We start from the raw sequence: 25,812 nt of genomic DNA on the forward strand, positions 1-25,812 counted from the left end.
ATGGATAGCGAACAACGATTTCTTCTTGCTTTCGACGCAGGAGGAACGACGATACGGGCAATTATCTATAAAGAAGACGGGGATGAGCTTGCCAGAGCCTTCCGAACAACCAGTGAGATACGGAGTGAGCAAGGTGCTGTCGAGCACGATCCTGAGGAACTTTTTCAGGCTCTGCTGGCCGCCGGGCGGGAGGTCCTTAGCAAGGCGGCCATTCCTCCCGAAAAGATAGCAGGGGCAGGCATTACCGTTCAACGGGCCACCTTTTGTCTCTGGGATAAAAAAAGCGGAAAGCCGCAATGTAACTTTATCAGCTGGTCGGATGTCCGCGCCGGGGACAAGGCCTTCAAAATGAACCGATCATGCATCTGGAACGGCATGAAAATTGCCGCTGCCGTGGGCGGGTTCATTACCAGAAGCCCAATGCTTACGGCAACCGGCATGCTCTCTTTCGTTACCGACCATGTTCTGGTGAGGCTCTGCTGGCTTTTTGAACAGCGTCCGGACCTGAGGCAGGCGGCAAAACGAGGTGACCTGCTTTTCGGGACCATCGAAACCTGGTTTCTCTATCGCCTTACCGGAAACAGGGTGCATGCCACCGATACCAGCAACGCTGCGGCAACCAGTCTCTACAACCCCTTTGAGATGAAGTGGAACGCCATTTTCTGCAGGCTTTTTTCCATTCCCATGAGGATGCTGCCCGAAGTCAAAAACTCGGCGGACCAATTCGGCTTTACCGATCCATCCTGCTTCGGTGCGCCCATTCCCATAACCGCGCTTATAGGCGATCAAATGGCGGCCCTTTTCGGTCACGGATGCTTCACCCCCGGCGATGTAAAAATCAGCCAGGGAAGCGGCAGCTTCGTGGATATCAACGTAGGCAGGCGGGGAAAGGTCTCCCGCAGAGGTCTTTTTCCCCTGATTGCCTGGACCCTAAGGGGAAAACCGGTATATATGCTCGAAGGATCGGTAGCAACGGCGGGAAGGCTGATCGACTGGCTGGGAAACGGGATAGGGCTCTCCGACACACCCGCGGTGCTCAACGATTTCGCCTCCCAGTGTGATGATACCGAAGGGGTCGTCTTTGTGCCGACCGCTGCGGGCATCCGGTTTCCCTACTTTAATCCGAAGGCACGGGGAACCATCTTCGGACTTTCCTTGTCGACACACCGCCGTCATGTTGCAAGGGCCGTACTGGAGGGAATCGCACACAGGGTTGTCGATATTCTCGAGGGAATCGAAAAGGATACCGGTATGTCGATTCGCCGGATCAAGGTAGACGGCGGAGTGAGCAGAAGCAATGTCCTTCTTCAGGCAATTGCCGACCTCTCCGGTCATGAAGTTGAGCGCCCCGATGAGACCGATATGACGGCCCGGGGAACCGCCGCTCTTGCTGGTTTGGGGGCGGCGGTGTGGAAGGATGTGGAAGAACTGGGAAGCATGGCGAGGAGTTACGAGCACTTTCATCCTCGTTTCGACCATAACCAGCGGAGGGAAAAACGAAGACGCTGGAACGAGGCTCTTAATACCCTTGTTAAGTTTTATCATTAGGAGATAACATGATTCGGACCGTTATATATTTGCTCTCTCTGACGCTCATTTTGATACTCAGTGCCATTTTTGTGGTATTTCCGGCCCTGCTGCTTCGGCTTTTTGGCATGCATCGGGCATCGACTGCTTGGCTTTCTTCGATAGGTTCCTTTATTCACAGGCTTGTGATTTTCGCCACAGGTGCAAGGGTAACGGTCAAAGGGATGGAGAATTTTCCTGCACTCCGGCAGAGAGGCAGCCTGTGCCTTGTTGCAAACCACCAGAGTTATTTCGACATTCCCCTGGTCGTAGGGTTTCTTCCCGGCATCACCGGTTTCATCGCAAAAAAAGAGGTCTTCAGCGTCCCTTTCATCAATCTCTGGATGCTTGCCCTCGGTTGTATAAAGCTCGATCGTTCCAGCCCCCGCTCCTCGGTCAGAGCAATCGAGAAGGGCATCGACTCCATAAAAAAGGGCAAAGCGGTCATGATCTTTCCCGAAGGCACCCGCAGCAAGAGCGAAAAGGTCGGCCCCTTCAAGGCCGGGAGCCTCAAGCTGGCAACCAGGTCGGGTGCCATTATTGTTCCCCTCACCATCGAAGGAACCGCCGATATGTTCGAGGCTAAGGGGTGGATCACCCCCTCACGAGTAACCATCACCATTAACCCTTCAATTGATACGAAGAGCCTTTCACAGGAGGAGCGCCGGGGGCTGGCTGAGCGGCTGAGACGTACCATTATCGATGAAGGAACAACGCTTGTCTGAAACTGCTCATAGTGCTACGTTTACATCATGGACAGCAAAAAGAAAATGAAGAGGACAATCCTGTGCATTATTCTGGCGGGATTATGCGTACACACACAACTACTTTTCGGTCAAACACAAAAGGGAAGCAGTGAAGGAGACTACGGGCTCCCTGCTTTTTCCGCCCATATAGGTACCGACTTTTTCCTCTGGGACGATCCCTTTCTCGTAACCGGTGGAGATATCAGGTTCCCGATTCAGCAGGCCCTCTACGGCTCCATTGGAGTCGATTTTGGTATTCATACAAATAACGACGACAGTAAGACCACACCGGCCTTTCTCTTGCCAATAAGAGTGGCACTCGTCTTCCCTTTTCCGGACAAGAAAAAGATATCGTTTTCGCTGGTAACGGGACTCATGCCGGTTTTTCACTTCTACGATGGTGATTCTTCCTTTTATCTTGGTCCCTATACAGGAGCACGGGCCCAAATTGCCGTTCACCCGGTTCTCAGCCTCTTCGCAGAGGTGCAGCAGGTCCTCCTGTTCGGAGGTGACGACTGGATCAACACCGGGACAAGGATTGTAGGCGGTATCAGTTTTTAACGGAAGAGCTGCCCGTTTTTCGGGGGCAACATCAATACCCTTTTGGTATGAATATATATAGTGTTCCGAATTATCGTAAGGAACAAGGAATTGCATATATCACCAGGATTCGGAACACTATTTACGCCTATCTTACCCCAAAAGAGCCTATATCCACAGCAACAAAACCCTTGGTTGCGTCATCCACAAATCCTCCTGACATACCAACTCTCAACATGATGCCGAATGCATCGTTCAAACGTATTCCCATTCCCCAATCTGCATTCCAGTACCGATAATCCTCGGCATGGCGAATATCATCACGATTTTGGAATGTGTAACCCATTGCCCCATGAAGCAAGGCAAAAATCGGTACACCCAAATCCTTGCTTCTCCAATTAATATGATATTTTCCCATTACGCTCATGCCAGCTACATAACTTCCAGTACGCTCGGCTGCATACATCTCCCCCGGAAACATCCTTCGGTTGCGGAGACTTGGCTTGAACCCTGACGGTGCGACTGCCGTATCATCGCCGTCTATAGAAAAATCAGTTCCGCCTTGCCATTCCAGCTCAAATGATACGGGATCAATGAAACATGGAATAACCACAGATCCGGAGGTTTCGAAAATCTTGGCTTCGTGCGATTCTTCAATGTTGGGGATCACATAGTTGAATATTGCGTTAAAATATATCCCGCTTTGTGGGAAGATAAACGAATCCAAGGTTAGGATGTTAAACTCACCAGTCAGCATAGGCACCGTCGTCATCTCGGAGTCTTCTTCGATATCGGTTGTGTCATGCCGGTAACCGACGATGAAGTCATAGTACGGCGAAGGGGCAAAACCGATCTCCAACCGAGAGCTGGATCTCCTAAACTGAAAAGAGTATTGATCCAGGCTATTCGAGAGATATATATTGTTTTCCGTACTTGCCGAATATCCAAGATTCAGATAAAAAGCCTGACCAAGAGGCTGCAAAAATGATACGGAAAGTCCTGGCTGGGCATTCATGTCGAAACCAACGGTAAATTTCGAATTTGATGTAAAGAGCCCCCTGAATACAAAGGCGGCTGAAATGATGTCTTTGCTGTTTATTGAATCGCTGTAGGTCGATGCGGAGGAGTAACCTATCATGATTTGATTTTCTTTTTTCTCCTGTTCCCCCAGTCTAAGGTTCAGTGCAGATCTCCCATCCTCCTGAATGAAACGGGACAGGCGAAGCGACTGATAATTCCCCCTATTGTTGAGATTGGAAAGAAAATTCAGTAATGACTGAGTTTCAAGGTTTTGATCCACCAAATCGCGAAGTTGATCATGTACTTTCACACGAGTACCTTCGTCTCCTCCCTTAACGGTTATTAAATCCACAGGTGCAAGAGATGGTTTTTCTACTATGCCTTCCTCTTCTCTCCTACCCATATCAAGTATTTTCTGTTTAACACCTAAGAAATCCGATAGATGAGATCTCGCGGTTTCTTCCCCAATGGTGAGAATTTCTTCACTCTTAAGAAAGTCTCCGGCCTGATAGCCATCGAGATCGATATGGAGAACATAATCTGCTGCATCAAGCTGATGCCGAATATTTTGGTAGATCAGAATATCGATGGAGCTTGATACAGCGGCAAAGGGAGAACGGTTGATCTCTTCATCCGAAAATTGAGAGGTTCCTGATAACTGGATTGCAATAATAAAATCGGCGCCCAGCTCCCTGGCAACATCGATCGGCAGATTATCAACGATACCGCCATCAATCAGATAACGCCCATCCACATAATAGGGAGCAAAGATACCTGGAATTCCCATACTCGCTCGCATTGCATCGGGAAGGGAACCACTGCTCAAGACGACCCGTTCTCCAGTCGCAACATCTGCGGCGACGGCCCGGAATTGCCGGGGAAAGGAATCAAAATTACTTGGTGTCGACTCTGAAAGTGTCAGGATGTCGAAATATGACAGAATTTTATGATCGGATAACAGGCTGTTGGGAAGTTTTATTCCGTTTCGGTCAAAAATGAAAGAAGAAAAGTATCTGGATTTATCCATTCGTTCCCATATAGGTTCGTTGAAAGCATATGCATTGTCAAAAAAGAGATTCAACCAATTTGTATCATGGACAAGGGACTCAAGATCTGCTGAGGTATATCCTATAGAATAGAGCCCGCCGATTATGGATCCCATACTTGTCCCAACCACAATATCGATGGGAATTCCCAGTTCTTCTATAATCTTGATGACACCGATGTGAGCGATTCCAAGAGCTCCGCCGCCTTGGAGCACTAATGCTATGCGCGGTTCATCGTCTGTCCTTGCTTCTTCAGCCTGAACGTATGCAAGGGGTGCCAGGAGTAGAAAAATCAAGAGGACGATATGTCCGAAGACAGAAAAAAATGAACAGAAGTATGTACCTGCATCTTTTTCTGTCCATGCATAATTCTCGATAGGTATAGTGTTTCGACGGATCACTTGTTTCTCCTCCCAAAAGTTTGAAACTGACCGGATGCATGCCGATCTTTCCCGGTAGTCTGTCTATACTATATCTCGTCAGATGTTCCAATGCCCCATAATCAATGTGGGATCATAATTTGAAAAGTCGTACCATGTCCAACTTTCGAATCGATGCTTATAGACCAGCCATGTAAATCAATGATGCTTTTAACTACAGCAAGCCCCAAGCCCATACCTTGTGTCCGTCTTGATGGTGAACCACGATAAAAAGAATCAAAAATGAAAGGAATATCTTCCTCTGATATCCCGGGGCCGTTGTCTGCTATGGCAATACAGATATCCTTCGACGCTTCATAGGCAATAATTGTCACTACGCCATTTTTTCCCGTATATCGCAAAGCATTGTGCACAATATTATCTAATGCCCGTTCCACAAGTTTGTCATTCATCGACAAAACTTTTTTTTCTTCGATATGTATGTCGCCCGTTATTGTTTTCCCTAATAATTGTGCATCGGATTTTGATCGGCTGATAAAATATGATAACCACTTCAATAAATTTACTTTGCTAAAACTGAAATTCCGAGCATCGGTATCAATGGAGATGAAGTCCAATAAATCGTCCATCATTCCCTCTAGCTGATCAACCTTCGAAGTAATTATTTCGATATAATTTTTTTCTCCGGTATTAATACCTTGTTGACCGCTTTTCATAACTTCCGCATAACCTTTTATGAGAGCTAAGGGAGTCTTAAAATCATGCGACAGGCCCATTATAAACTGCGAACGTCGAATATTTGCGGTTCTTATCGAGGAGCGCATAAGATTAAAAGAATGGGCCAGTGACTGAATTTCTTCACTTCCGGTAACAGTGATTTTCTTGTCCAGGCGGAAAGGAGATATATTCCTCGTTTCATTGTCAAGTTTGACGATAGACATCACGATAGAACGAATGATGGAGGAGTAAATAATAACGATAAGAAGTAATAATACAAAGAAGGCCGATAGGATATAATATTTAGCGCTCCCGAGGAAAGAAAGTATGTCTTGTTTTTCTCGCTCCCTGATAAAAAATAAAAAGTCGTCATCAAAGTCTCTCATATAGCGTGATATCATTCCAATTGAATAGCGAAACCCCGGGCTATCTTTTGAGAGAAAGGATTTAATACTTGTAAAGAAATCATCATCTTGAACAAGTGAGGGAATTGTCGAAAAGATGATCTTGCCTTCATCATTGATCACAACAGAATTAACTCCAATATCTTCCATAAAGGTTTCATCGACTTTAAACTGATCTAGTCGACCTTCACTCATGGCTTTCTGATATTCGCGCAACGTCTCTTCACTTCTGTTTTCAAATTGTTTTTCTGAATATCCTTTCATAAGAATAAACATTAATGTGATAAGAATGGTTATGAGCACTGTGCTCGACAACATGATCCGATATTGGGTTTTAATTGTCATCTTTTAACTCTTTTCAGCGTCAGGAAAACAAAAACCATATCCTCTCCCGAAGGAGGTTTTTAGATAGATGGGTGAAGATGGATCATCTTCTATCTTCCTTCTGAGTCTTTGAATGTATACGGCTACGACCGTCAAGTCTCCGAATTCGTTTTTCCATACATCTTTATGAATAACTTCCGGCTTTGCGTATTTACCAGCCCTGTTTATAAGATAAGCAAGAAGTCTGCATTCCAGGTTTGACAAAGGGATGGGATCTCCGTCCTTTTTAAGTACAAAATCGTCAGGAAAGAACTCAAAAGGGCCAAACGTAATTATCTTTTCGTTGTTATTTTCCAGCCCTTCGGCACGTCGCAAGAATGCCCGAATTCTGGCAACCAAAACTTCGGAGGAAAATGGTTTTGTGATGAAATCATCCGCTCCAAAGCCCAAGCCTGCAACGGCATCGGTGTCGCTTCTCCTTGCCGTGATAATCAGTATCGGAACACTTGTCAGTTTTCTTGCATGGCTGATGAACATGAAACCATCCATGCCAGGTAAGTTTATATCTACGAGGATTATATCAACGTTATTTTTTTTAAGATAATCCAATCCCTCTTCAGCTGTTCCGAAGTCAAGAGTATGAAAGCCTTCATTTCTTAAAAAGATGCTAATGAGAGCCGCCATCTCATTGTTATCTTCTATTGTCATAACAGTCTGCTTCATGCAGAAAAGTATAATCGCTAATAAAATACAATAACAACAAAATATAACAAATGTTCATAATAGATTTAAACGATTTATATGGGAAAGCATTTTCTCCTCCCCTTATATTAAGGAAGATTTTATTGGGGAGTCATTATGAAACCGCTCTATGAGCTCAAAGCATTACACAAAAATATGCAAACCAAGAAGCTGTACCTCTTTCTTCTCCTTGGTTTTTTTTCTTCCGGCAGCCTCTGGCCGCTCGATAATGTCAATAAAACTCAAGCAGCAACAGAATCGGATACCATTGTAAAGATAACGTTTAAAGGGCTGAAGCGGACAAAGGAAGAAACGATACAAGACATTACCGAAATCGACATCGGACAAGGAATTGATACGATCAATATCAAGGGAATAGAGCAAAAACTCATGGGGACCGGTTTATTCAGTGATGTCTCGGCTTCAATTAATCACTTAACCAATGCTGAATATGAATTAGTTATCATAGTTTCGGAAAAGCTGACACTTGTGCCTGTGCCTTTCCTTTACTTTTCCGATTCTTCAATAGTCGTGGGTGGGATGCTTTTTGATTCAAATCTCTTTGGCAAAGCGAAGAATTTTGTCACAGGCGGCTTATATTCCGAAACAGAGAAAACGGCATTTATCAATTTCATCGATCCTCATTATTGGGGCAGGACTCTTATTGTAGGCTTATCAGGGTTTGTTTCAACCGACGATAATAAAGAGTTCACCTATGTGGATGATGACTCATTTGCAGACTACGACAGCATAGAAGCAAGCGGCGGTATCTCGCTCTCTTACAGAAGGAATCAAAGCTTTATACCGACAATTGATGTGACAACAGCATATTATCATGCCGCTAATTTCGATGATATTCCCGGAGTGGAAGACGAACTTTTCATGATATCTCCAGGGGCAAGTATTACCTTTCACAACATGAAACATGGCGGCAGTAGCCCCAAAGGATTTTCAGTTTCTATTGCCTATCATCACGGTTTTTCCATTGTTGGTTCCGAAGCGTATGATTCGATAGCAATGCATACGAACTGGTCAACCGCTCTCTTAGACGACAAAACATTTCAATTAGGCTTATCTGGTGAATATAGTGATCGTTCGTTGCAAGTGATGGATAATTTGTCAGAAAAAGGGAGAGGGTATCGAATACTGCCGCAGAATGTGTATGCTTCAAAATATACAGCCGGTTATGGTGCATACAGTATACCTATTATAAAGGCTGCGTGGGGTATTCTTGAAACGAATTTTCTTTATGAGTTTGGTTTTCTTGAGACAGGCATGAAAGGAGACTCTCAATCAGAATATTATCATGGCCCCGGTTATTCGTTTAATCTTTATTTGAACAAGGTTGCTATTCCAGCCCTTGGTATCTGTTTCGCATATAACATCCGAACGGAAACCCCTGTAATGAGTTTTTCGCTCGGATTTTCGATGTAACGTACAAAGGCATTAGATAAGGAGAAGCCTATGAATATTTCTACATTAAAAATAACAGCACTTTTGCTTTCACTCGTTGTTTTCTTTAGCTCGTGCACGGGAAAAGATGATGCAACCGAAGCTCAGGAAAGCATGGAAAGTATACAGAAGCAGAACGGGATTCCCGTCAGGATACGAACGATCGAACCTGAGGTGTTTTCGGTATATCGCAAATATCCGACGACCCTTCGGGCGCTGTCCGAGTCAACGGCCTACTCTCTGCTGAACGATGTCGTAAGAGAGATCAAGTTTGAAGTCGGAGATCATGTTAGCCGTGATCAGATCGTCCTTTCTTTTTCCCGGGATAATGCTTCGTTTTTGCAGGCCGAGGCCAATTTTAAGAATGCCGAGACAACGTATAAGCGAAGTTCCGCTCTCTTTGAAAACGCCGGACTGTCAAAACAGGAATTCGATAACGTACGAACCCAATACGAGGTTGCACGTGCCGCATACAAATCCGCAGCCGATATGGTGGATGTAAAGGCTCCGATAAGCGGTTACATATCGAGTATTGATGTCCGGCAGACAGAGAACGTTAGTCAGGGGACGGCGCTTTTTACCGTTACCGCTTCCAACGGCTTTGAGGCTCGGCTTTATGCCACTACGGACGAAGTGTCTGATATTCATGTAGGCACTCGGGCTCGTATCCAAGAGGGAGCATCGACCATAGAAGGCAGTGTGACCCAGGTCCCCCTCATCATGGATAGCAGCAGGCAGGCTTTCCCCGTTGTGGTGAATTTCCCCGGTGTCGTGACAGGCCTGGTAAGCGGGATGAGCAGTGATGTCGCTTTAGAGACCTACCGCAATGAAGAAGCTGTCGTCGTCTCACGAACCGATCTGGTAAGAATCAATGGTGGATGGGGAGTCTTTATTGTACAGGATGGTCAGGCCGAACTCCAGCCGGTAGAGACAGGTAAGGAGAACGGACTGGAAATCGAAGTCGTTTCAGGACTCTTACCGGGTGATGCCATGATTTCGGAAGTAAGAGACGGCCTGAGCTCGGGTGACAAGGTTTTAGTTGTTCCGGGCCTTTCTGATTAGGGGAAACACATGCATATTGTTGATATTTCCATAAAACGGCCGGTTCTTACCATTACGTTAATTGCGGCCTTCATAGTATTTGGGATCCTTGCATACCTGCGTATTTCTGTTAGCCTTTTTCCCGATATTAAGGCTCCGTATGTCACGATCCAGACGGTGTACCCAGGGGCCAGTCCCCAGGTCATTGAGTCCCAGATTACCGAGCGTATCGAAGATCAGATTTCCGCTATTGCCGATCTGGAATCGATTACCTCCTATTCGATGGACAGCGTGTCCCTTGTGACCGTTGAATTTACCTATGGCAAGGACGAAAATCTTGCTCTCCAGGAAGTAAAAGACAAGGTGGAAGTCATTATCTCCGAGCTTCCCGACGATGCCGAACGCCCGGCTATCTCAAAGGTCGATATTGCGTCTTCGATGCCGGTTATGAACATCGTTCTTGAAGGAGATATGACGCCGACAGAGCTCTATACCTACGCCAGTACCACGGGTTCTTCCGGTTTGGCACAGGTAAGCGGTGTTGGTAGTGTAGAAGTATCCGGTGGACAGGAGCGTGAAATACATGTCGAGCTTGATCGGACAGCGACCTTTTCCCGTTCGATACCCTTGACGCAGATTGTATCGATGCTTGCTGCTGCAAATGTGGAACTTCCCGGTGGCAGCTTGAAGATGAATAAGGAGGATTTCCCTGTCCGCTTCAAGGGAGAGTTCAACGAACTTGACGCTATCCGTGATCTTGATGTCGAATCAGGAGTAGGAACATTCAAGCTTCGCCAGCTTGCAGACGTTGTTGATTCCCATGCCGAAGTAAAGGAGCGAACCGTTCTTTTTGATAAAAAGGACAATATTCGAAACGATAATGCGCTGCTCATCCAGATCATAAAAAACCCGACGGCAAACACGATCGATGTCGTTGACGGAGTCATGAAACGGATAAAGAGTCTGGAGGCTGAATCCGACGGCAGGGTTTCCTTTAAGGTTGTCAAGGAAGATGCAAGTTTTGTCCGTGATACGGTAAACGACACACTGAGCAATGTATACCTCGGCATACTTTTTACCGGTTTGGTTCTGCTCATCTTTCTCCACGATCTGCGATCGATGTTAATCGTCGCCATTTCCATGCCCTTTTCGATCATATCGACGTTTCTCATCATGCATGCAATGGGCATCAGCCTTAATATTCTCTCCCTCATGGGCTTATCCAGTGCTACCGGTACCCTGGTTGCCAATTCGGTTGTAGTTCTGGAGAATATATTTCGTTATAAAGAATTAGGTCATAACCGTGTTGAGTCCGCATCCCGCGGAACCAAGGAAGTTATGATGGCGGTCTTTGCTTCCACCCTCACAAATATCGCGGTATTTGTTCCACTGGCAAACATGTCGGGGGTCATGGGAGCAACCTTGTCCAATTTTGCATACACTATTGTCATCGCCACATTATTTTCAATCTTCGTTTCTTTTACGCTGACTCCTCTCATGGCCTCCCGAATACTGCCGGAAAAGATAAAAAAAGACGGACGCATCGGAAACTTTCTTGAAAAATTCTTTACGAGCTGGGAACGTTTTTACGCCGCAACGCTGAGGGGGATTCTAAAAAATCGTTTTCGCAGCGCACTTGTCGTTGTAGCAACCATCGCTCTTTTCATGTTGGCCCTATCCAAAGGCTCAGGGGTTAATTTCGAGCTCATGCCGACAACCGACGGAGGTAAAATCGGTATCAACGTTGAATTACCGCAGGGAAGCGAGTTGGAAAGCACGGCGGCAACCCTGAAGGCCATAGAAGATCGGCTTGCCCAATATCCTGAAGTTGAAACCCTTCTGACAACACTGGGGAGCACGGGATCGCGCGATCAGGACGTAAACCTGGCAAGGATGGAAGTATTCCTTAACCCGAAATCGGAACGGAGTGCAAGTAACTCGGCAATTGCGGCCCGCGCTATACGGGACCTTGCGGACATTCCCGGGGCGGAAATCCGGATCTCCCCGATATCCGAGATTTCCGTAGATGCCGCAGGTACCCCTATAGATCTCTATCTTCGCGGTAGCGATACCGATACGCTGCTTAATCTTGCAGAAAGAATGAGAGAGGCAATCACCCAGGTACCGGGGACGATGAATACCATGCTGAGCTCAAAACAGGGAAAGACGGAAATCATCTTTGAGCCCGACCGCAAGCGTATCGCCGCCGATGGACTTACGGTACAGTCCGTTGCCATGTCCCTCCGTATGGCAGTAGATGGCTATGTTGCCACTACCTACAAAACAGGCGGGGAAGAATACGATGTGCGTGTCATGCTCAAAGACTCGGAGCTCCTCGATATCGAAGATCTGAAAAACATTCCGGTTGTAAGCGCAGGCGGGGTAAAACCCCTTTCACGCTATGCGGACATTTATTTTTCAAACGGATACAACCAAATCATGAGAACCGACAAGGTCCGCACGATAGAGATTTCCGCCGGGCTTCTGCCTGGATATTCTCAGGGAGCTGTTCTGAATCAAGTTATGGCTGCTGTTGGAGCAATCGACCTTCCTGCCGGATATTCCATCAAGGCGGCTGGAACATCTGAAAGCCTCAACGATACGGTAACCGATCTTGTTACCGTCTTCTTCATCGCAATCATTCTGACCTATATGCTTCTTTCCGCCATTCTTGAAAGTTTTGTACAGCCATTGTTTATTCTTGCAACGGTTCCCCTTTCTATTATCGGAATCATCGGTGCAAGTCTCGCGACCGGTGCAGTGTTAAACTTTGTCGCCATGCTCGGCGTTATCATGCTGATCGGTATCGTGGTTAATAATGCCATCCTTATTCTCGATTATTACAACCAGCTTAAACGGAGTGGCAAAAGTTCCCATGATGCCCTGATCGAGGCCTGTCCGACGAAGCTCAAACCTATTCTGATGAGTAACATAGCTATCATTCTTGGAATGCTTCCCATGGCACTCGGTATCGGAGCATCTGGTGCAGAAATGCGTCAGCCCATGGGTATCGTCATTATCGGCGGTATCATTTCCTCTACGTTGATGACCCTCTGGGTTATCCCCTCCCTGGAATTGTTGCTCAGTCGTCATCATCTGAAATCAAAGAGGGTAAAGGAGTGAAGATGTTTTATCGACTTCGATCTAAATTAAGCATAACAGTGTTGATATTCATGTCATGTTCCATGGCCGTGGCCCATGCCGGGGAGTATGACCTTGCAGCCTATCTTGAGAGGGTGGAAAGGGAAAATCTCAATTTGAGACTTTCCCGCAATGATCTCGATACGGCGAATGAGACCACGGCCCAGGCGCGTTCGGCTTTGCTACCCTCCATTGCGGCACAAGGCGGTTATACTCGTAATCTCAGTGACATAGATCAATCCACGGCCGTGGCTGCCGATGTCCCCTCCGGCACCGATGCTACCGGAGGGACCGCTCCCCTGATGTATGACGACCTGGATTCCAATTACGACAACGAATATCTTATGGCACTGTCGGTCACACAGAAAATTTTTGCCCCCGATGCCATTGCTTCGCTTATGCAGGCGAAAAAGGGTGAAGAAATCAGCCGCACGACTTATGAGGCAACTCGACGCAACATTCTGAATTCGGCAAAAAAATTGTATGCACAGACGCAATTGGCAAACCAGGTTCTGGAGGTCATGGAAGCGGCGGAAGAAACGGCAAAAGAGAATTACCAGAATGCCAAGCGTCGTTTTGAGGCCGGACTTTCGGCGGAGCTCGATCTGCTTATGGCCGAAAGTACCTGGAAGTCCAGTATTCCGGAAACTGCCGAGGCCCGCCGTAATGCACAAATTGCGCTTATCTCTTTTAAGACACTGGCGGGGATTCCCAATGATGAGGAGGTCGTGCTGACGGAAAATAATGACGAAATCCCGCCTCTTCCCGAACAATACGATTTAAGCGATGTACTTGCACAGCGACCCGATTATGAGGCGACTTTGTTATCGAAGGAAATCGCGGACATAGCGAAAAAGGCGGCAATGGCCTCCTTCCTTCCATCCGTTGATGCCAGCCTCACCTATGCGAAAGGCTTATACCGGGGCTATACCTCCAGCAGTGATAGGTATGATTACGATTCATTTCAACTTGGGTTGACCGTTACCGTTCCCCTGTCCACCGGTGGGTATCGCGTATCGCTAACAAAATCGGCAAATCTTGCACAGAATAAGGCACATATCGCCATAGCCCAGAAACACAACGATATAGAGCAGGAACTGCTCAGTTTGCGGCTGACGCTGGAAGAGGCTTACCAGCGTATTGAATCGGCCAGGGCCTCAGAAAGTGTTGCCCAGAAGGCCTTGAGGGTAGCACAGAGCTCCTACGCAAATGGACTAGGCACACAATATGCCGTCAACGACGCCCTCGATCAATACCAGCAGGCTCGTCTTGGGGTATATCATGCCCTTTTTGAATATCGGGCGGCATATTATGACTGGGAGCTGGCCACCGGCAAAAGTTATTGACAGGCCGAGGTTCAAGACCATAAAAAGGGCTGCCCGGAATTCCCCGGACAGCCCGATTTCTACCGAACAGGCCTTACTTACTGAACGACAGGATATCCCTGGTTCGCCCAACCAGAGGGGGCGTTCGACCCCATACCCATACCACCTTTCAGACTGACAGCATCGTAGCCGAGCACTCTGAGAGCGGCAACGGTCTGACCGGCGGTCTGGCCTGTGTAGCAATAGACAATCAACTTCTTATCGGCGGGGAGGCTGGCAAAGTTCTCCTGCATGCCCTTTCCCCATGGAATGTTGATGGCGGTGTCGATATGCCCCTTGGCGTAATCGGCGGCACCTCTGACGGAAACGAACTGCACCTGATCATCACCGGAATCGAGAATCTTCTTGGCATCCTCTTCGCTGATGATGTTGTTGGTATACATGGTACCCTTGGTGTTTGCAAGATCGGCAAAGTAGTCCTCGACCATCTTTTTGACGGCAGGATCGTAGCTGGCGCCACTTTTGCCGGAAAAGTCGTTTGCAGTGGTTTCAAGGGATGCATCAACCCCTTCCACCTTGGAGATGCCGAGATTGAAACCGAGGTTAACCGACCGGGCCTTCACACCGGCAAAGTTAAGTACGGCAACGGTCTGACCGGCGGTCTGGCCGGTATAGCAGTAGACCATTACAGGCTTGTCGGTGGGGAGGTTTCCCAAAACTTTTCCCAGTTCGGGTCCCCAGGGAGCGTTGATAGCACCCTTTACATGCCCCTTGGCATAATCGGCGGCCTGACGAATGTCGAGAACAAGCATGTCGTCACCGGCTTTTACCATATTGATAAAATCGGCCTGGCCGATCTTGTAGATATGATCCGGCATATTGGCAAAATAGTCATAGACAAGCTGGTCGATATCGACGCTACTCTCAGCGGCCGCAGGAGCGGCTTTTTCTTGTTGCCCCTCGGCAAAGACTGCAGTTGCAAGACAAAGCATCAATGCAACCGTAAGCACCTTTTTCATGGCTTTCATACACACTCTCCTCAAGAATAGTTGTTTTACTATGAACCGTCCTGGCTATTCAGGGCGGGAAGTTCCGATTTTTCCGGCATTTGCACGGGAAGCGACGGTTTACTAGACCATTCAACCCAGGCGCCATCGTAAAGTTTCAGATTTCGATACCCTGCATTGTAGAGGGCGACATAACTCTGAGCCCCACGGATGGAGGTTTTACAGAACATGATCACCGTCTTGGAGGGATCGATCTCTTTTTCCAGATAATCGATTCTGATTTGCTGGACCGGACGATAGGTGTTGTCGGAAAAGTTGTTGTTCTCGTAGTCGATATGAACAGAACCGGGAATGGTACCCGCTTCTACCTCTTCGGTGGTCCGGGTATCGAGAATCACGGTATTGGAATCGGGATTGTTTACCTGCGCTTTCACATCGGCCAGGGTGGCAATCATGGATGTATCGAAGTCCTTCGCAGTATAGGAACTCGAAGCCGGCGTAGTTCTCCCGGAACTCATTGCCGAACCGGCAGCCTTCATCGCGGCAAGCCCTCCGCTAATCACTTTTACCTTTTCAGGATCATGGCCATAGGCGACCATGGTCCACCACAGCCTGGCGGCATCCATATTCTTGCTGTCGTCGTAGGCAACGACGGTGGAATCGTTGCTTATTCCACGACTCTGCATCACCTTCTCGAACTGTGCCTTGTCGGCAACAAGATTAGGATAGGGCGTGTTTACTACAATATCGGCTCGGCCAATATTGACAGCCCCATCCGCATGTTCTTTGTTATATTTGACTCCTGTCTGAGCGTCCACAAGAACAACACCGCCCTTCTGCACCATGGCGAGAGCATCCTTTGCATCAATAATCTGGGAACCGCTTTCTGCGAAATGGGGTCCGCCACAGGAAATGAACCCAACGGCCGCAACGATCGCAAGAACGGCTATCGGCATCTTCCGACGAAACTTCATTAATCCTCCCTCTCCGGTCGTTTATTACAAACCGGCTATATTTTTTAATTACTATGATATAGTACAAGTATGCTGAATTTACCTCGAAAAATAGTACCTTGCAAGTCTTTTATATACATATTTTCCTATTTTTTTGTGAATCTATTCCTGTTAACGCACTATCCATTTGTTCATAGTGACGAAGCGTGGCTAAGCGGCCTCAGCAGGAATTGGCTGATTTCACACTCGATCACCGTTACCGAACCATTTTTTGATCTCGTTCCAAGGTCTCCCCATGCCATAAAACTGCTCTTTCACCTTTTACAGGCAAGCGTTTTCAGCATCTTCGGCTACGGCATCTACCAGGCACGAATGATATCCCTCTCTTTTGGGGTAGCCTCGTTGCTTCTGTTTCAGCAAGTGATCAAAAGATTTCTCGGTTCGGATACAGGGAAAAAAGAAAACGACACGATTGCCTTTCTTTTTATGGTGCTCCTCTCCCTTGATCCGCAATTCCTGGCCTCATCCCACTTTGCCAGACAGGAAATTGCCTTGCTGTTTTTCCTCCTTCTCGGCCTCAATATACTTCTTTCACAGGGGAAAGGAGACGGAAGACGGGAAGGCCTTCACAAAGGACTAAAAATGGGGGCTGTCGTTACCCTGGCAATAGGCTTTCATCCCGCCGCATTTCTGGTTGCGGCGGCACTTTTCGGAGCGATTCTTTCCCGTAAACGCCCGCTATCGAGGGCCATAGGCTTTGTAACAGGCTGTACGGTCGGGGGCCTGCTGTTTATGGGAATCAGTCTTATTATGAATCCCGGCTTCATCCATGATTATCAGAGTTTCGGCACAAGCGTCGAGGTCATGGTACCCTGGTATATAAAAGTCATCAGGTTTCCCCATTACTACGAAAAGCTGTGGCATAGCTATTCGGGCACCTATTTCATACCGATGATGAAACCGCTGTTGGGACTTCACGCCTTGGCTTTTGCTCTTTGCATGGTAAAGGCCTTTGCAGGATCACGGCAGGCACGGTTACCACTCTTCGCGCTTTTCGGTTTCAATGCGGCGCTCCTTTTTATCGGGAAATACGGTCCGCCCCTCTTTGCTATAGCGTTGCCCCTGTTTTATCTTGCCTGGGCTGCTGCCCCTCGCCATCCCCTCCTCTTTCACAGGTGTAATAGCGCACGATCTAAAGTATTTCGCTGTGCCGGTCTTATCGCCATGCTGAGCCTGATCGGAGTGTCGACCGCTCTCTCCCTTACAAACATTCTTCAGGAGTATCAAACGGGAGAAAGCTATGCTGTTTACCGTCGCAATATCGAAACGATCGTCAAAAAGGAGGAGGCTGAGGGGAGATCAAAAGAAAAGCGGATGCGACTGCTTGCGAATTTGAACGCCGAATACGCTCTGCCGGAGGGAAGCTTTCTTGATTACCGGAACCTCATCCATCTCCGCGAAAGCGGACTCGACTTCTCGGAGTACATACGAAGCAGGGGCATCACCCATATCCTCTATTCTCAAGAGCTTGATTTCATCTACGAAAAGCGACCGGTGTGGAACATCCTCTACGGGAATGTGGCGGCCTACTATGGGGAGATGAAGGGCTTTATCGCCGCACACTGCACCCCGGTTGGCTCCTTCACCTCCCCCGGCTACGGCATGCGTATCGTCTCACAGCGGGGAAAAAGGCCGTGGAAGATTACCCTCTATCGGGTTGAAAACGACGCCTCAGTTCCCTCATCAGGGTCAATGCTTCTGTCGTCTCCAGTTCACGCAGGGGCTGCCCGGTCGGAACAAGAGGCTCTATCTGGGCATCACCCGGATTAGGGTGCATGAAGATGATCGTTTTTGCAATGCGGACAGCCTCCCTGATGTCATGGGTAACGAAGAGGATACTTTTTCCGCTTTTGTGCCAAAGTTCGACAAGTAGTTCCTGGAGGGTTTCACGGCTAAAGGCATCGAGGCTGACAAAAGGCTCATCAAAGAGCAATAGATCCGCATCGGAGGCAAGGGCCCTGGCAAGAAGCGCCCGCTGTTTCATACCGCCGGAAAGCTGACGAGGAAAATCATCTTTTCGTTCTGCAAGACCGACCATTCCAAGGGTCTTTGCGGCCCGGGCCTCTGCTTCTTCCCCGGCAAGAGGATTCGGTCCGACCATAAGGGGCAGAGCGGTATTTGCAAGGACGCTTTTCCAGGGAAAAAGCTGATCGACATCCTGATGGATGAGGAAACGACTGCGTCCGGGAGACAATACAGGAAGCCCTCCGAACAGAACCGTCCCTGAAGCAGGGCGAAGAAAGCCGGAGGCAAGTCGCAGGAGGGTACTTTTACCGCAGCCGCTGGGGCCGAGCAGCACCGTAAGGCTCCCCAGCTCCAAAGAAAACCTGCAGGAGTCGAGGATCGGTATGCCGAAAGAAAAAGAGACATCCCGAAATTCAAGGCCTTGTTTCATCATCCCTCCACCTTCCCCCAACGGCAGTCGGTAAAACGGCGAAGGCTACCGAATAGGAAGCGGTCTACGGCAGCCCCCGACAGCATGACCAGCAATAATCCGGCGTAGAGTCCGGCCGTATCCATATAGACTCGACGCTCAAATATGTACCAGCCGAGGCCGCCGAGGAAACCGGCGGCTCCGAAAACCATTTCGGCGGCAATAAGGGCACGCCAGCAGCGCGCCCAGGCGGTTTTCAGGCCGGAAAGAAGCGAAGGGAAAATAGAGGGGAGTACGAGATGGAACAGCCTCTGGGTCATGGTCATTTCCCAATTGGCAGCCATCTCGCGATAGCGTGGGGGGATTTCATCGATTCCGGACTGCAGATTCAGATACACCGGCCAGAGGGCACTGTGAACCATCACCAGGAGCACCGCCGGGGTACCGGTTCCCGCCCAGAGAACGACCAGAGGAAGAAGGGCGATGCCGGGAAGGGGATGCAGAAGCGCATTCAGAAGCCCGACTCCCTGCCTTGCCCGTCTTCCCAGGGAGGCGAGAAATACCAAAAGGGCCGCTCCTGCGGTCCCGATGAGCGCCCCAAGGGCAACAAGGAGAAGGGAAAAAAGCAGTTGAGCGGGAAGGAGGCCGGAAAGGGTATCCCGAACCAGGGCCTTCCCAATGGAAAACAGGGAAGGAACCAAAATTGGAGAGACCAGCCCACTGACGGAAAGCAACTGCCACAAAATAAGGACAGCTGCAATCACAAAGAAGATCACCGATTGCCTCCGCCATCCCCGGTATCGCTATCCCGAACCGCCGTGGCCCAAAAAAGCTCCCCGCCTGAGCCGAAATCGGCGGGAAGATAACCGGTATCCTTCATAAAAGAGACAAATTCCTCGATGCCCACCACATCACGTGAATAATCCAGCCCCTTGGAACCGAGCATATCCAGGACATCGTCGCTGTTCATCTGATAGATAGGAGCAAGGAGAGCGGCACTTTTTTCGGGATTGCTGCGCAGGTATTCCATTCCCCGATCAACTGCATCCATGAAGGCTGCCAACACCTTCGGCCGCTTTTCAGCAAGCTCTTTGGTGGCAACGGTGACGATGAAGGTAAAGGGACCGCCAAAGCATTCTCTGCCCGATACAACCTGTTTCATCCCCTGCTCTTTGAGTTCCAGAAAGAGGTAGGGGGGGGAGGTAAAATGTGCTGCGATTTCCCTGCGGGCCAAGAGGGCTTGCATGCCGTCGGGATGGTTCATGGTAACCAGCTGACGATCGAAATGGGCGGCATCGCCGGTCAGACGCCGGGAAGCCATGGCAAGAAGGATGTGCTGGATGCTTCCCGGCTGCGGCAGAGCAATCCTGTCAGAGGAGTCAAAATCGGAGAGGTTATTAAGATCTTCCCGCCAGGTGACAAGGCCCAAAGGCGACTGATTTAAACCTCCGGCGATCTTCCAATCCATGCCCCCTGCCCGGCTGATAAGAAAGGGGGGGATGCCGATAAAGGCGGCGTCCACCCGACCGGCAACGGCTGCCTCGCGGATCGTTGCGGTATTGCCGAGGCGCAACCACTGGAGGGTCACAGGATGATCGAGCGTCTCAAGGGCTTCTTCCACAAAGCCGAGCTCCCTGGCGATGGTGACCGGCGCGTAGGCTAAGCCGTACTGTTCGGCAACCCGCAGGGGCTGTTCATCATGGCTGCAGGAAGAGAGGGATAGGGCAAGGATCAAAAGAAACGTGCAAAGCCGGGCACACCTCATGGGACCTCCGAATCGGGTAAAGGGTCGGGATGGAGCGCGAAACTGCGTAAATCCTGCATGAGATTCTCCCCCGAATCGCCGATAACTTCAAGCGCATCATATACACCCTCTACGCTCCTGTTTACCCGGGCGGCACTCTTTCCCCGGACCACGGCCCAGGCGGCCCGGCCCGTGGAGTTTTCAAGCTCCCCTATCCTCCGGCCAGGGGCCAGGAGATACCCTCCGTCGACCACCCCCTCCACGGCACGAATTTTCGAAAGCTCACCGATGCTTCGTACAACCCCTTTCTGCGCAAAGGCAAGGATCACCGAAGCGAAGCCCTCCGGAGGCCAGGAGGCTCCGGCCCGCACCAGAACATCATGGTTTTGCGGCGACAGCCTTCCTTCTATGGCCAGATCAATCTGAAGATCAAGGATATCGACCCCGGTAAGGGCGGGGATGAGCAGCTCCTCATAGGCCCCTCCGATCCGGCATGCAAGTTCATTAATCTTTATCCCCTCCTCACCAACCAAAAGCTGAACATAGATAGGCCCGGAGGGAATAGGAAAGCCCCTGACAAAGCGGTCGCATAATGCAAACACCTCCCGGCTGCGGGCTGCATGGAGGGAGGGGTAACGATGTGCAGGGCAGATGCCGATATGGGGACCGGAAGAGAGCGTGGCCCGATCCGTGAGGAGAAGAGGAACGAGACGCCCCTCTTCCACCCAGCCGCTGAAGGTCACCTCGTCCGCAGGGTAAAAGGTCTCAACCATGGCCTTTGCTTCCCTGCTGCAGGCAAGCGTTGCAGACAGCCTTTGATAAAGTTCTTCTTCGCTTTCGACCCGAACAACCCCTCGCTGGCCCTGACTATCCACCGGTTTGAGCACCGCAGGGAAACCTGGCAAAGCGATGGGGACAGGGCCGGTATCAGCAGCGGAAGCGGTTTCTTCGCCGATAAGGCTCCAGGGAAGAGTCGGCAGCCCCAACGCCTCCAGGCGCCGCTTCATCACCCGCTTGTTGGTAACCGCAAGGGCGATTTCCGGCCTCAAGGCCCCCGGCAGCAAAAAGTGATCGGCAACAAGAGAGACGGTAAGCACCGGCTGGTCTGTCCCTGCGGTAGCCACACCCCGAATGGGGATGCCCTTCCACATCGCATCGATACAGGCTGCTATACTCTGTTCTCCGTCAAAGGTGTCTGCGGAAAGAAAATAGTCGGCAGCCGAAACACCGGGAGCCGAACTGTCCCTGTCGCTTACCGCAACGATGAGGGAACGCTTCTTGGCTCGACGGATCAGTCCCAGCTGCCCTCCCCCGGCACCTACGACAAGAAGAGCCCGCCTCGAAGAGCGAAGAGGGTCCCTTCGCCAGGGCAACAGATAGCTTGCCAGGGATAAGGTTCCCCGGACAAGGGAGGATGCAGGATGGCGGCTTGTTCCCGGGAGTGAAGGAGGAGTCCCTGCCCCTATCGTTGCCGTAGCCCCCCCAGCCGTAAGAAGAAGGCTTTCGGCTTTGCGGGAGTGGCGCACAAGCTCCACCGAAAGATAACGGCAGGCAGCCGGTGCGAGAAACAGCGACCGGGCGCAGCTCCTGGAGAAGAGGCGAAAACTCGACGGTATTAGTTTCTTTCTGCCGGAGGCAAGGTGAAAGAGGGTGCTGCGCAGGCTGCTGCCGAGGTTCCGCAAGGAACTCCTTCTTCCCCTTTCGGGAACACCGAAAACAAGATTGGCCCCGCCCTCTTTTACGGCAAGAAGCTTCTCCACATCTTCGGGCCTGTGGCCAAAGTCGTCGTCTAGGGTAAGAAACCACGATCCCCGTCCACGGAGGATTCCTTCCAGCGTCGCCCGCTGCTGTCCCGATCGTACGGGAAGCTCACAAAGCACATCCACGATTCCCTCCTCGATGAGGGGAACAAGAAGATCCCGGCTTTCGTCGCTGCTGCCATCGAGAACAACGATGATCTCCCGATCGAGGCCAAGGCGCCGCAGTACATCCGAGAGGCTACGGCAAAGGGGCACAAGGGTTGCTGCTCCGTTATAGGAGGGAATAACAACGCTAATCATGGGAACACATTCCAGACCAAAAAGCCGGCAAAAATCAAGAGCCCTCCGGCGATGTGACGCAGGCTGATGCGCTCCCGAAGGATAACGGCACTGCCGAATATGACCAGAGGATAGGTAAGCCCCGTTGCCCCATACGCCTTGGTAAGGGAAAGGGAAGCAAGGGCCCTGGTATAAAGAAAGGGAACAGCAGCCACCACCACAAGTCCGCATATAAGGAATGGGTTCGCCGCCTTTCTTAAGAAACGCCTCACGGCGGCAAAAGGTGACACATTCTTCGAAGAATCGGAATCAGGCAGGGTACGATCCGCCCCCGCTTTCGTCAAAAGCTGGCCGACCGCCGATAGCACCACCGTCAGTGCCAAAAGCAGATTCATCCCTGCCCCTTTGTATCCGCCGTACCGATCAGGGCAACCCCGGCAGTCACCAGGATCATGCCCGCAAGCGTTCCCCAGCTTAAGTCTTCGCCGAGAAAGAGCGCGGCGGCAAGGGGCACCAGGCAGTAGCCGAGGCTCATCACCGGATAGGCAAAGGAAAGGGAAAGATAGCGCACAATCAGTACCCAACTGACGCCTCGTGCGCCGAGGAAACAGTAGAGGGCAAGGGTATAGATGTTGAACGGCGAGGCACCGGATGCAATGGCACGCCCGGAAAGGGCCGCGGAGAGCTGTCCGGCTGTCAGCAGAAGAAGCGGAACGGCCAAGGCAATTCCATGAGACCTGTGAGAGGAGTGAGCTAACGACGCTCCTCTATTGCTCCTCGTCATCACCCCGGCCCTCTCGATAACGATCGGGAACGTGGATAATCTCCCGGGGCTTGGAGCCGTTCTGGGGTCCGACGATTCCCCGCTCTTCCATCTCTTCCACGAGCCGTGCGGCACGATTGTAGCCGATCTTTAGTCTGCGCTGCAGGTAACTGGCGCTCGCCTTTCCTGCTGTGGTAACGATCTCCAGAGCCTTGTCCATGAGCGGATCATCGATTCCACCACCGTCAAAGAGGGTATCCGAATCCTCGTCGTCGATAAAAATTTCGTCGTCGATATATTCGGGCTCACCAAGAGTTCGTACATAGGCTGCAATACGTTCGACTTCCTCTTCGCTCAGATAGGCACCCTGAATTCGGGAAGGCACAGGATCCCATGCGCTGGTAAAGAGCATGTCCCCGCGCCCCAGCAGCTTCTCGGCTCCCACGGCGTCGATGATGATTCGGGAATCGAACTTACCCGCCACCATGAAGGCGATCCTGCTCGGGATGTTGGCTTTGATCAATCCGGTGATGACATCGATGGAGGGACGCTGGGTTGCCAGCACAAGATGGATGCCCACCGCGCGGCTCATGGCAGCAAGACGTGCAAGGGTGGATTCAAGCTCCTTCCCTGTTGTGGCCATGAGGTCGGCAAACTCGTCGATGATCACCACGAGATAGGGAAGCGGTCTGGTGGCCAGACGTTTTTTCTTCACCTTTCGGTTGTAGGAGCGAATATCCCGGACACCGAGGGAGTCGAGCAGAGCATAGCGGCGCTCCATTTCATACAGGCAGTACTGAAGTGCCTGAAAGGCCTTCTTCGGCTCGGTGATGACCGGTGTCAGGAGGTGAGGAATATCGTTGTAGAGCTTCAACTCGACGATCTTCGGGTCGATGAGGATCATGTTGACCTCATCGGGGCTCCTCTTGTACAAAATCGAACAGATAATCGAATTGACGCAGACCGATTTTCCCGAACCGGTGGCTCCCGCAATCAGCAGGTGAGGGGTCTGCACCAAATCGATGATCTGGGTTTCTCCGGTGATATCCTTGCCGAGGATGATGGGAACCTCTTTGTCGGAGTTTTCAAAGCTCTCATCCTCGATCATCTCCTTAAAACTGACCAGGGCCCGTTTTCGGTTCGGAACCTCGATTCCTACTGCGTGTTTACCCGGTATGGGAGCAACGATTCTGACCCGGCTGGCTGCCAGACGCAGGGCAATGTTGTCGGCAAGATTGACGATCTTCGAAAGCTTGACCCCGGGCGCAGGAAGAATCTCAAACATGGTGATAACCGGTCCCTTCCTGATACCGGTCACCTCGGCCTGAATCTTGAACTCCCGTAGGGTATCTTTCAGAATTTCGGCGGACTCCCGGGTTGCCTCGTCTATCACCCAATATTTGCTGTCAGGATATTCATCGAGAAGATCATCCCGGGGCACCTCATATCGCATGATATTCCGTGCCACTGCCTGGTGAGAGGCGGGAACAGGGAGGACTTCCTCTTGCTCATCGTGCGCTTCATCTTCCTCGTCATCCTCATATTCCTCATCCTCGGGAACAAGGACCTCCTCGTCTTCATCATCGTCTTCACTTTCATCAAGGTCGATATCATCTATCTCCTCGTCATCTTCCAAACATACTTCGTCGGAACGGAGAGAAGCAAAGTCGAGATCGACGGGTTCCTCCTCGACATCTTCCTCAGGTTCCAATGAAACAGGCAGGTCATTCGGCAGATCATTCGATTCGGCAGGAGGCTCCTCCGCATACTCCTGATCTTCGACACGTTCATCTTCTAACACATGCTCATCTGTGGGAACCGGGGTCTCGGAAATCTCAGGCAGTGGGGAAGTATCAACCCCCTTAAGCCGCCTTCTCTCAAACTCCTCCCACCAGGCATCGTCGTCCTCCTCTTCAGGCTCATCGGAAGAGGGCTGAGGAAGCGCAATGATACCCTTCTTGCGGGGACCTTTTTTTTCCCGGTCCGAAACCTCCGTGGTACGGCCGGAGAAGAGCTGTTGGGCGACAAGGTAAATGACGATGAGTTCGGCAAGTAGAAGGAGAAAAAGGATAAAGGAGCTTCCCCCCGAGCCAAAACGAGAAAGAAAAGCGTCCGCAGCCGCGGAACGGGGTGCCGGTTCGATGAGCTGCAGCCAAAACCCCGCGGTGACCATCGGCACCACGCCGGCGGTTGCAACGAAGAGGGGAAGTGGCGCAAATCCCTTCCGAAGTAAAAGGGCCGCACAAAAAAAGAGATAAGCGGGGATATACCAGGCTGCAATCCTGAAACCGGCGACAAGGAGCTCGCCGGAAAAGATAAACCACCCAGAGACCCCTGATGTGGAAAGAGCCATGGAAACAGATAGGTAAGCGGCCGCAAGTATGAGGACAATGGCTGTTGCCATAGTAGGCTTAGAAAAACGCAAGATT

19 protein-coding genes and 1 pseudogene are annotated in these 25,812 nt (G+C 50.3%); 8 read left to right on the forward strand and 12 right to left on the reverse strand.

All coding sequences use genetic code 11. The annotated features are described in order from the left end of the window. The 3 genes from SPIRS_RS19180 to SPIRS_RS22445 are packed head-to-tail and all read left to right on the forward strand — an operon-like array spanning position 1 to position 2,873. Positions 1 to 1,548 carry a glycerol kinase 5 gene (locus tag SPIRS_RS19180; protein ID WP_013256349.1) on the forward strand — a complete coding sequence of 516 codons (1,548 nt, stop codon included), beginning with the start codon at positions 1 to 3 and terminating at the stop codon, positions 1,546 to 1,548. An 8-nt stretch (positions 1,549 to 1,556) separates the two neighbouring features. Then, positions 1,557 to 2,291: a lysophospholipid acyltransferase family protein gene (locus tag SPIRS_RS19185; RefSeq protein ID WP_013256350.1), complete on the forward strand. Its 735-nt coding sequence runs from the start codon at positions 1,557 to 1,559 to the stop codon at positions 2,289 to 2,291. A gap of 45 nt (positions 2,292 to 2,336) precedes the next feature. Further along, positions 2,337 to 2,873, forward strand: a complete 537-nt coding sequence (locus tag SPIRS_RS22445) for a hypothetical protein (protein ID WP_171814789.1) — start codon at positions 2,337 to 2,339, stop codon at positions 2,871 to 2,873. A gap of 127 nt (positions 2,874 to 3,000) precedes the next feature. Here the strand turns inward: SPIRS_RS22445 and SPIRS_RS19195 are convergent, their stop codons facing one another. The 3 genes from SPIRS_RS19195 to SPIRS_RS19205 all read right to left on the reverse strand — a co-directional run bounded on the left by SPIRS_RS19195 (position 3,001) and on the right by SPIRS_RS19205 (position 7,451). Continuing rightward, positions 3,001 to 5,319 (reverse strand): patatin-like phospholipase family protein, encoded by a 2,319-nt coding sequence (locus SPIRS_RS19195; protein ID WP_013256352.1) that lies wholly within the window; start codon positions 5,317 to 5,319, stop codon positions 3,001 to 3,003. A 101-nt stretch (positions 5,320 to 5,420) separates the two neighbouring features. Further along, entirely contained in the window at positions 5,421 to 6,764 is a 1,344-nt protein-coding gene (locus tag SPIRS_RS19200; RefSeq protein ID WP_013256353.1) for a HAMP domain-containing sensor histidine kinase, read from the reverse strand. 3 nt (positions 6,765 to 6,767) lie between these two features. Further along, positions 6,768 to 7,451: a response regulator transcription factor gene (locus tag SPIRS_RS19205; protein WP_013256354.1), complete on the reverse strand. Its 684-nt coding sequence runs from the start codon at positions 7,449 to 7,451 to the stop codon at positions 6,768 to 6,770. 150 nt (positions 7,452 to 7,601) lie between these two features. On the opposite strand from SPIRS_RS19205, the gene SPIRS_RS19210 reads away from it, so the two are divergent. From SPIRS_RS19210 to SPIRS_RS19225, 4 genes are read left to right on the forward strand one after another with little or no spacing between them, the layout of a single operon-like run. Continuing rightward, positions 7,602 to 8,918: a POTRA domain-containing protein gene (locus SPIRS_RS19210; RefSeq protein ID WP_013256355.1), complete on the forward strand. Its 1,317-nt coding sequence runs from the start codon at positions 7,602 to 7,604 to the stop codon at positions 8,916 to 8,918. A gap of 30 nt (positions 8,919 to 8,948) precedes the next feature. Next, positions 8,949 to 9,998, forward strand: coding sequence for an efflux RND transporter periplasmic adaptor subunit (locus SPIRS_RS19215; protein WP_013256356.1), 1,050 nt, complete (start codon positions 8,949 to 8,951; stop codon positions 9,996 to 9,998). Positions 9,999 to 10,007: 9 nt separating this feature from the next. Next, positions 10,008 to 13,100: an efflux RND transporter permease subunit gene (locus SPIRS_RS19220; protein WP_013256357.1), complete on the forward strand. Its 3,093-nt coding sequence runs from the start codon at positions 10,008 to 10,010 to the stop codon at positions 13,098 to 13,100. Positions 13,101 to 13,102: 2 nt separating this feature from the next. Beyond that, complete coding sequence (locus SPIRS_RS19225; RefSeq protein ID WP_013256358.1) at positions 13,103 to 14,464, forward strand: TolC family protein; 1,362 nt, start codon at positions 13,103 to 13,105, stop codon at positions 14,462 to 14,464. Positions 14,465 to 14,541: 77 nt separating this feature from the next. Here SPIRS_RS19225 and SPIRS_RS19230 read toward each other — a convergent pair whose 3' ends face one another. Together SPIRS_RS19230 and SPIRS_RS19235 are read right to left on the reverse strand one after the other, a co-directional pair. Next, positions 14,542 to 15,471, reverse strand: a complete 930-nt coding sequence (locus SPIRS_RS19230; RefSeq protein ID WP_013256359.1) for a rhodanese-like domain-containing protein — start codon at positions 15,469 to 15,471, stop codon at positions 14,542 to 14,544. 29 nt (positions 15,472 to 15,500) lie between these two features. Continuing rightward, positions 15,501 to 16,424, reverse strand: coding sequence for a sulfurtransferase (locus tag SPIRS_RS19235; RefSeq protein ID WP_013256360.1), 924 nt, complete (start codon positions 16,422 to 16,424; stop codon positions 15,501 to 15,503). Positions 16,425 to 16,559: 135 nt separating this feature from the next. Between SPIRS_RS19235 and SPIRS_RS22450 the strand changes: the two genes are divergently transcribed. Next, a complete protein-coding gene (locus SPIRS_RS22450; protein WP_245537628.1) occupies positions 16,560 to 18,233 on the forward strand; it encodes an ArnT family glycosyltransferase in 1,674 nt (557 codons plus the stop codon). 154 nt (positions 18,234 to 18,387) lie between these two features. Here SPIRS_RS22450 and SPIRS_RS22730 read toward each other — a convergent pair. The 7 genes and pseudogenes from SPIRS_RS22730 to SPIRS_RS19270 form a co-directional block, all read right to left on the reverse strand. Next, positions 18,388 to 18,861 (reverse strand): annotated as a pseudogene (locus SPIRS_RS22730) (ATP-binding cassette domain-containing protein); the annotation flags it as partial. Further along, entirely contained in the window at positions 18,858 to 19,613 is a 756-nt protein-coding gene (locus SPIRS_RS19245; RefSeq protein WP_013256363.1) for an ABC transporter permease, read from the reverse strand. The gene SPIRS_RS19245 and the pseudogene SPIRS_RS22730, both read right to left, overlap by 4 nt. Beyond that, positions 19,610 to 20,602, reverse strand: coding sequence for an ABC transporter substrate-binding protein (locus tag SPIRS_RS19250; RefSeq protein WP_013256364.1), 993 nt, complete (start codon positions 20,600 to 20,602; stop codon positions 19,610 to 19,612). Before SPIRS_RS19250 ends, SPIRS_RS19245 begins: the two co-directional genes overlap by 4 nt. After that, complete coding sequence (locus SPIRS_RS19255) at positions 20,599 to 22,641, reverse strand: glycosyltransferase (protein ID WP_013256365.1); 2,043 nt, start codon at positions 22,639 to 22,641, stop codon at positions 20,599 to 20,601. Before SPIRS_RS19255 ends, SPIRS_RS19250 begins: the two co-directional genes overlap by 4 nt. Further along, complete coding sequence (locus tag SPIRS_RS19260; RefSeq protein WP_013256366.1) at positions 22,638 to 23,015, reverse strand: EamA family transporter; 378 nt, start codon at positions 23,013 to 23,015, stop codon at positions 22,638 to 22,640. Before SPIRS_RS19260 ends, SPIRS_RS19255 begins: the two co-directional genes overlap by 4 nt. Then, positions 23,012 to 23,404: a DMT family transporter gene (locus tag SPIRS_RS19265; RefSeq protein WP_013256367.1), complete on the reverse strand. Its 393-nt coding sequence runs from the start codon at positions 23,402 to 23,404 to the stop codon at positions 23,012 to 23,014. Before SPIRS_RS19265 ends, SPIRS_RS19260 begins: the two co-directional genes overlap by 4 nt. Then, a complete protein-coding gene (locus SPIRS_RS19270) occupies positions 23,388 to 25,787 on the reverse strand; it encodes a DNA translocase FtsK (protein WP_013256368.1) in 2,400 nt (799 codons plus the stop codon). Before SPIRS_RS19270 ends, SPIRS_RS19265 begins: the two co-directional genes overlap by 17 nt. Positions 25,788 to 25,812: the final 25 nt, after the last annotated feature.

Origin of the sequence: Sediminispirochaeta smaragdinae DSM 11293, from assembly GCF_000143985.1 — a bacterium.
GTDB lineage: Bacteria > Spirochaetota > Spirochaetia > DSM-16054 > Sediminispirochaetaceae > Sediminispirochaeta > Sediminispirochaeta smaragdinae.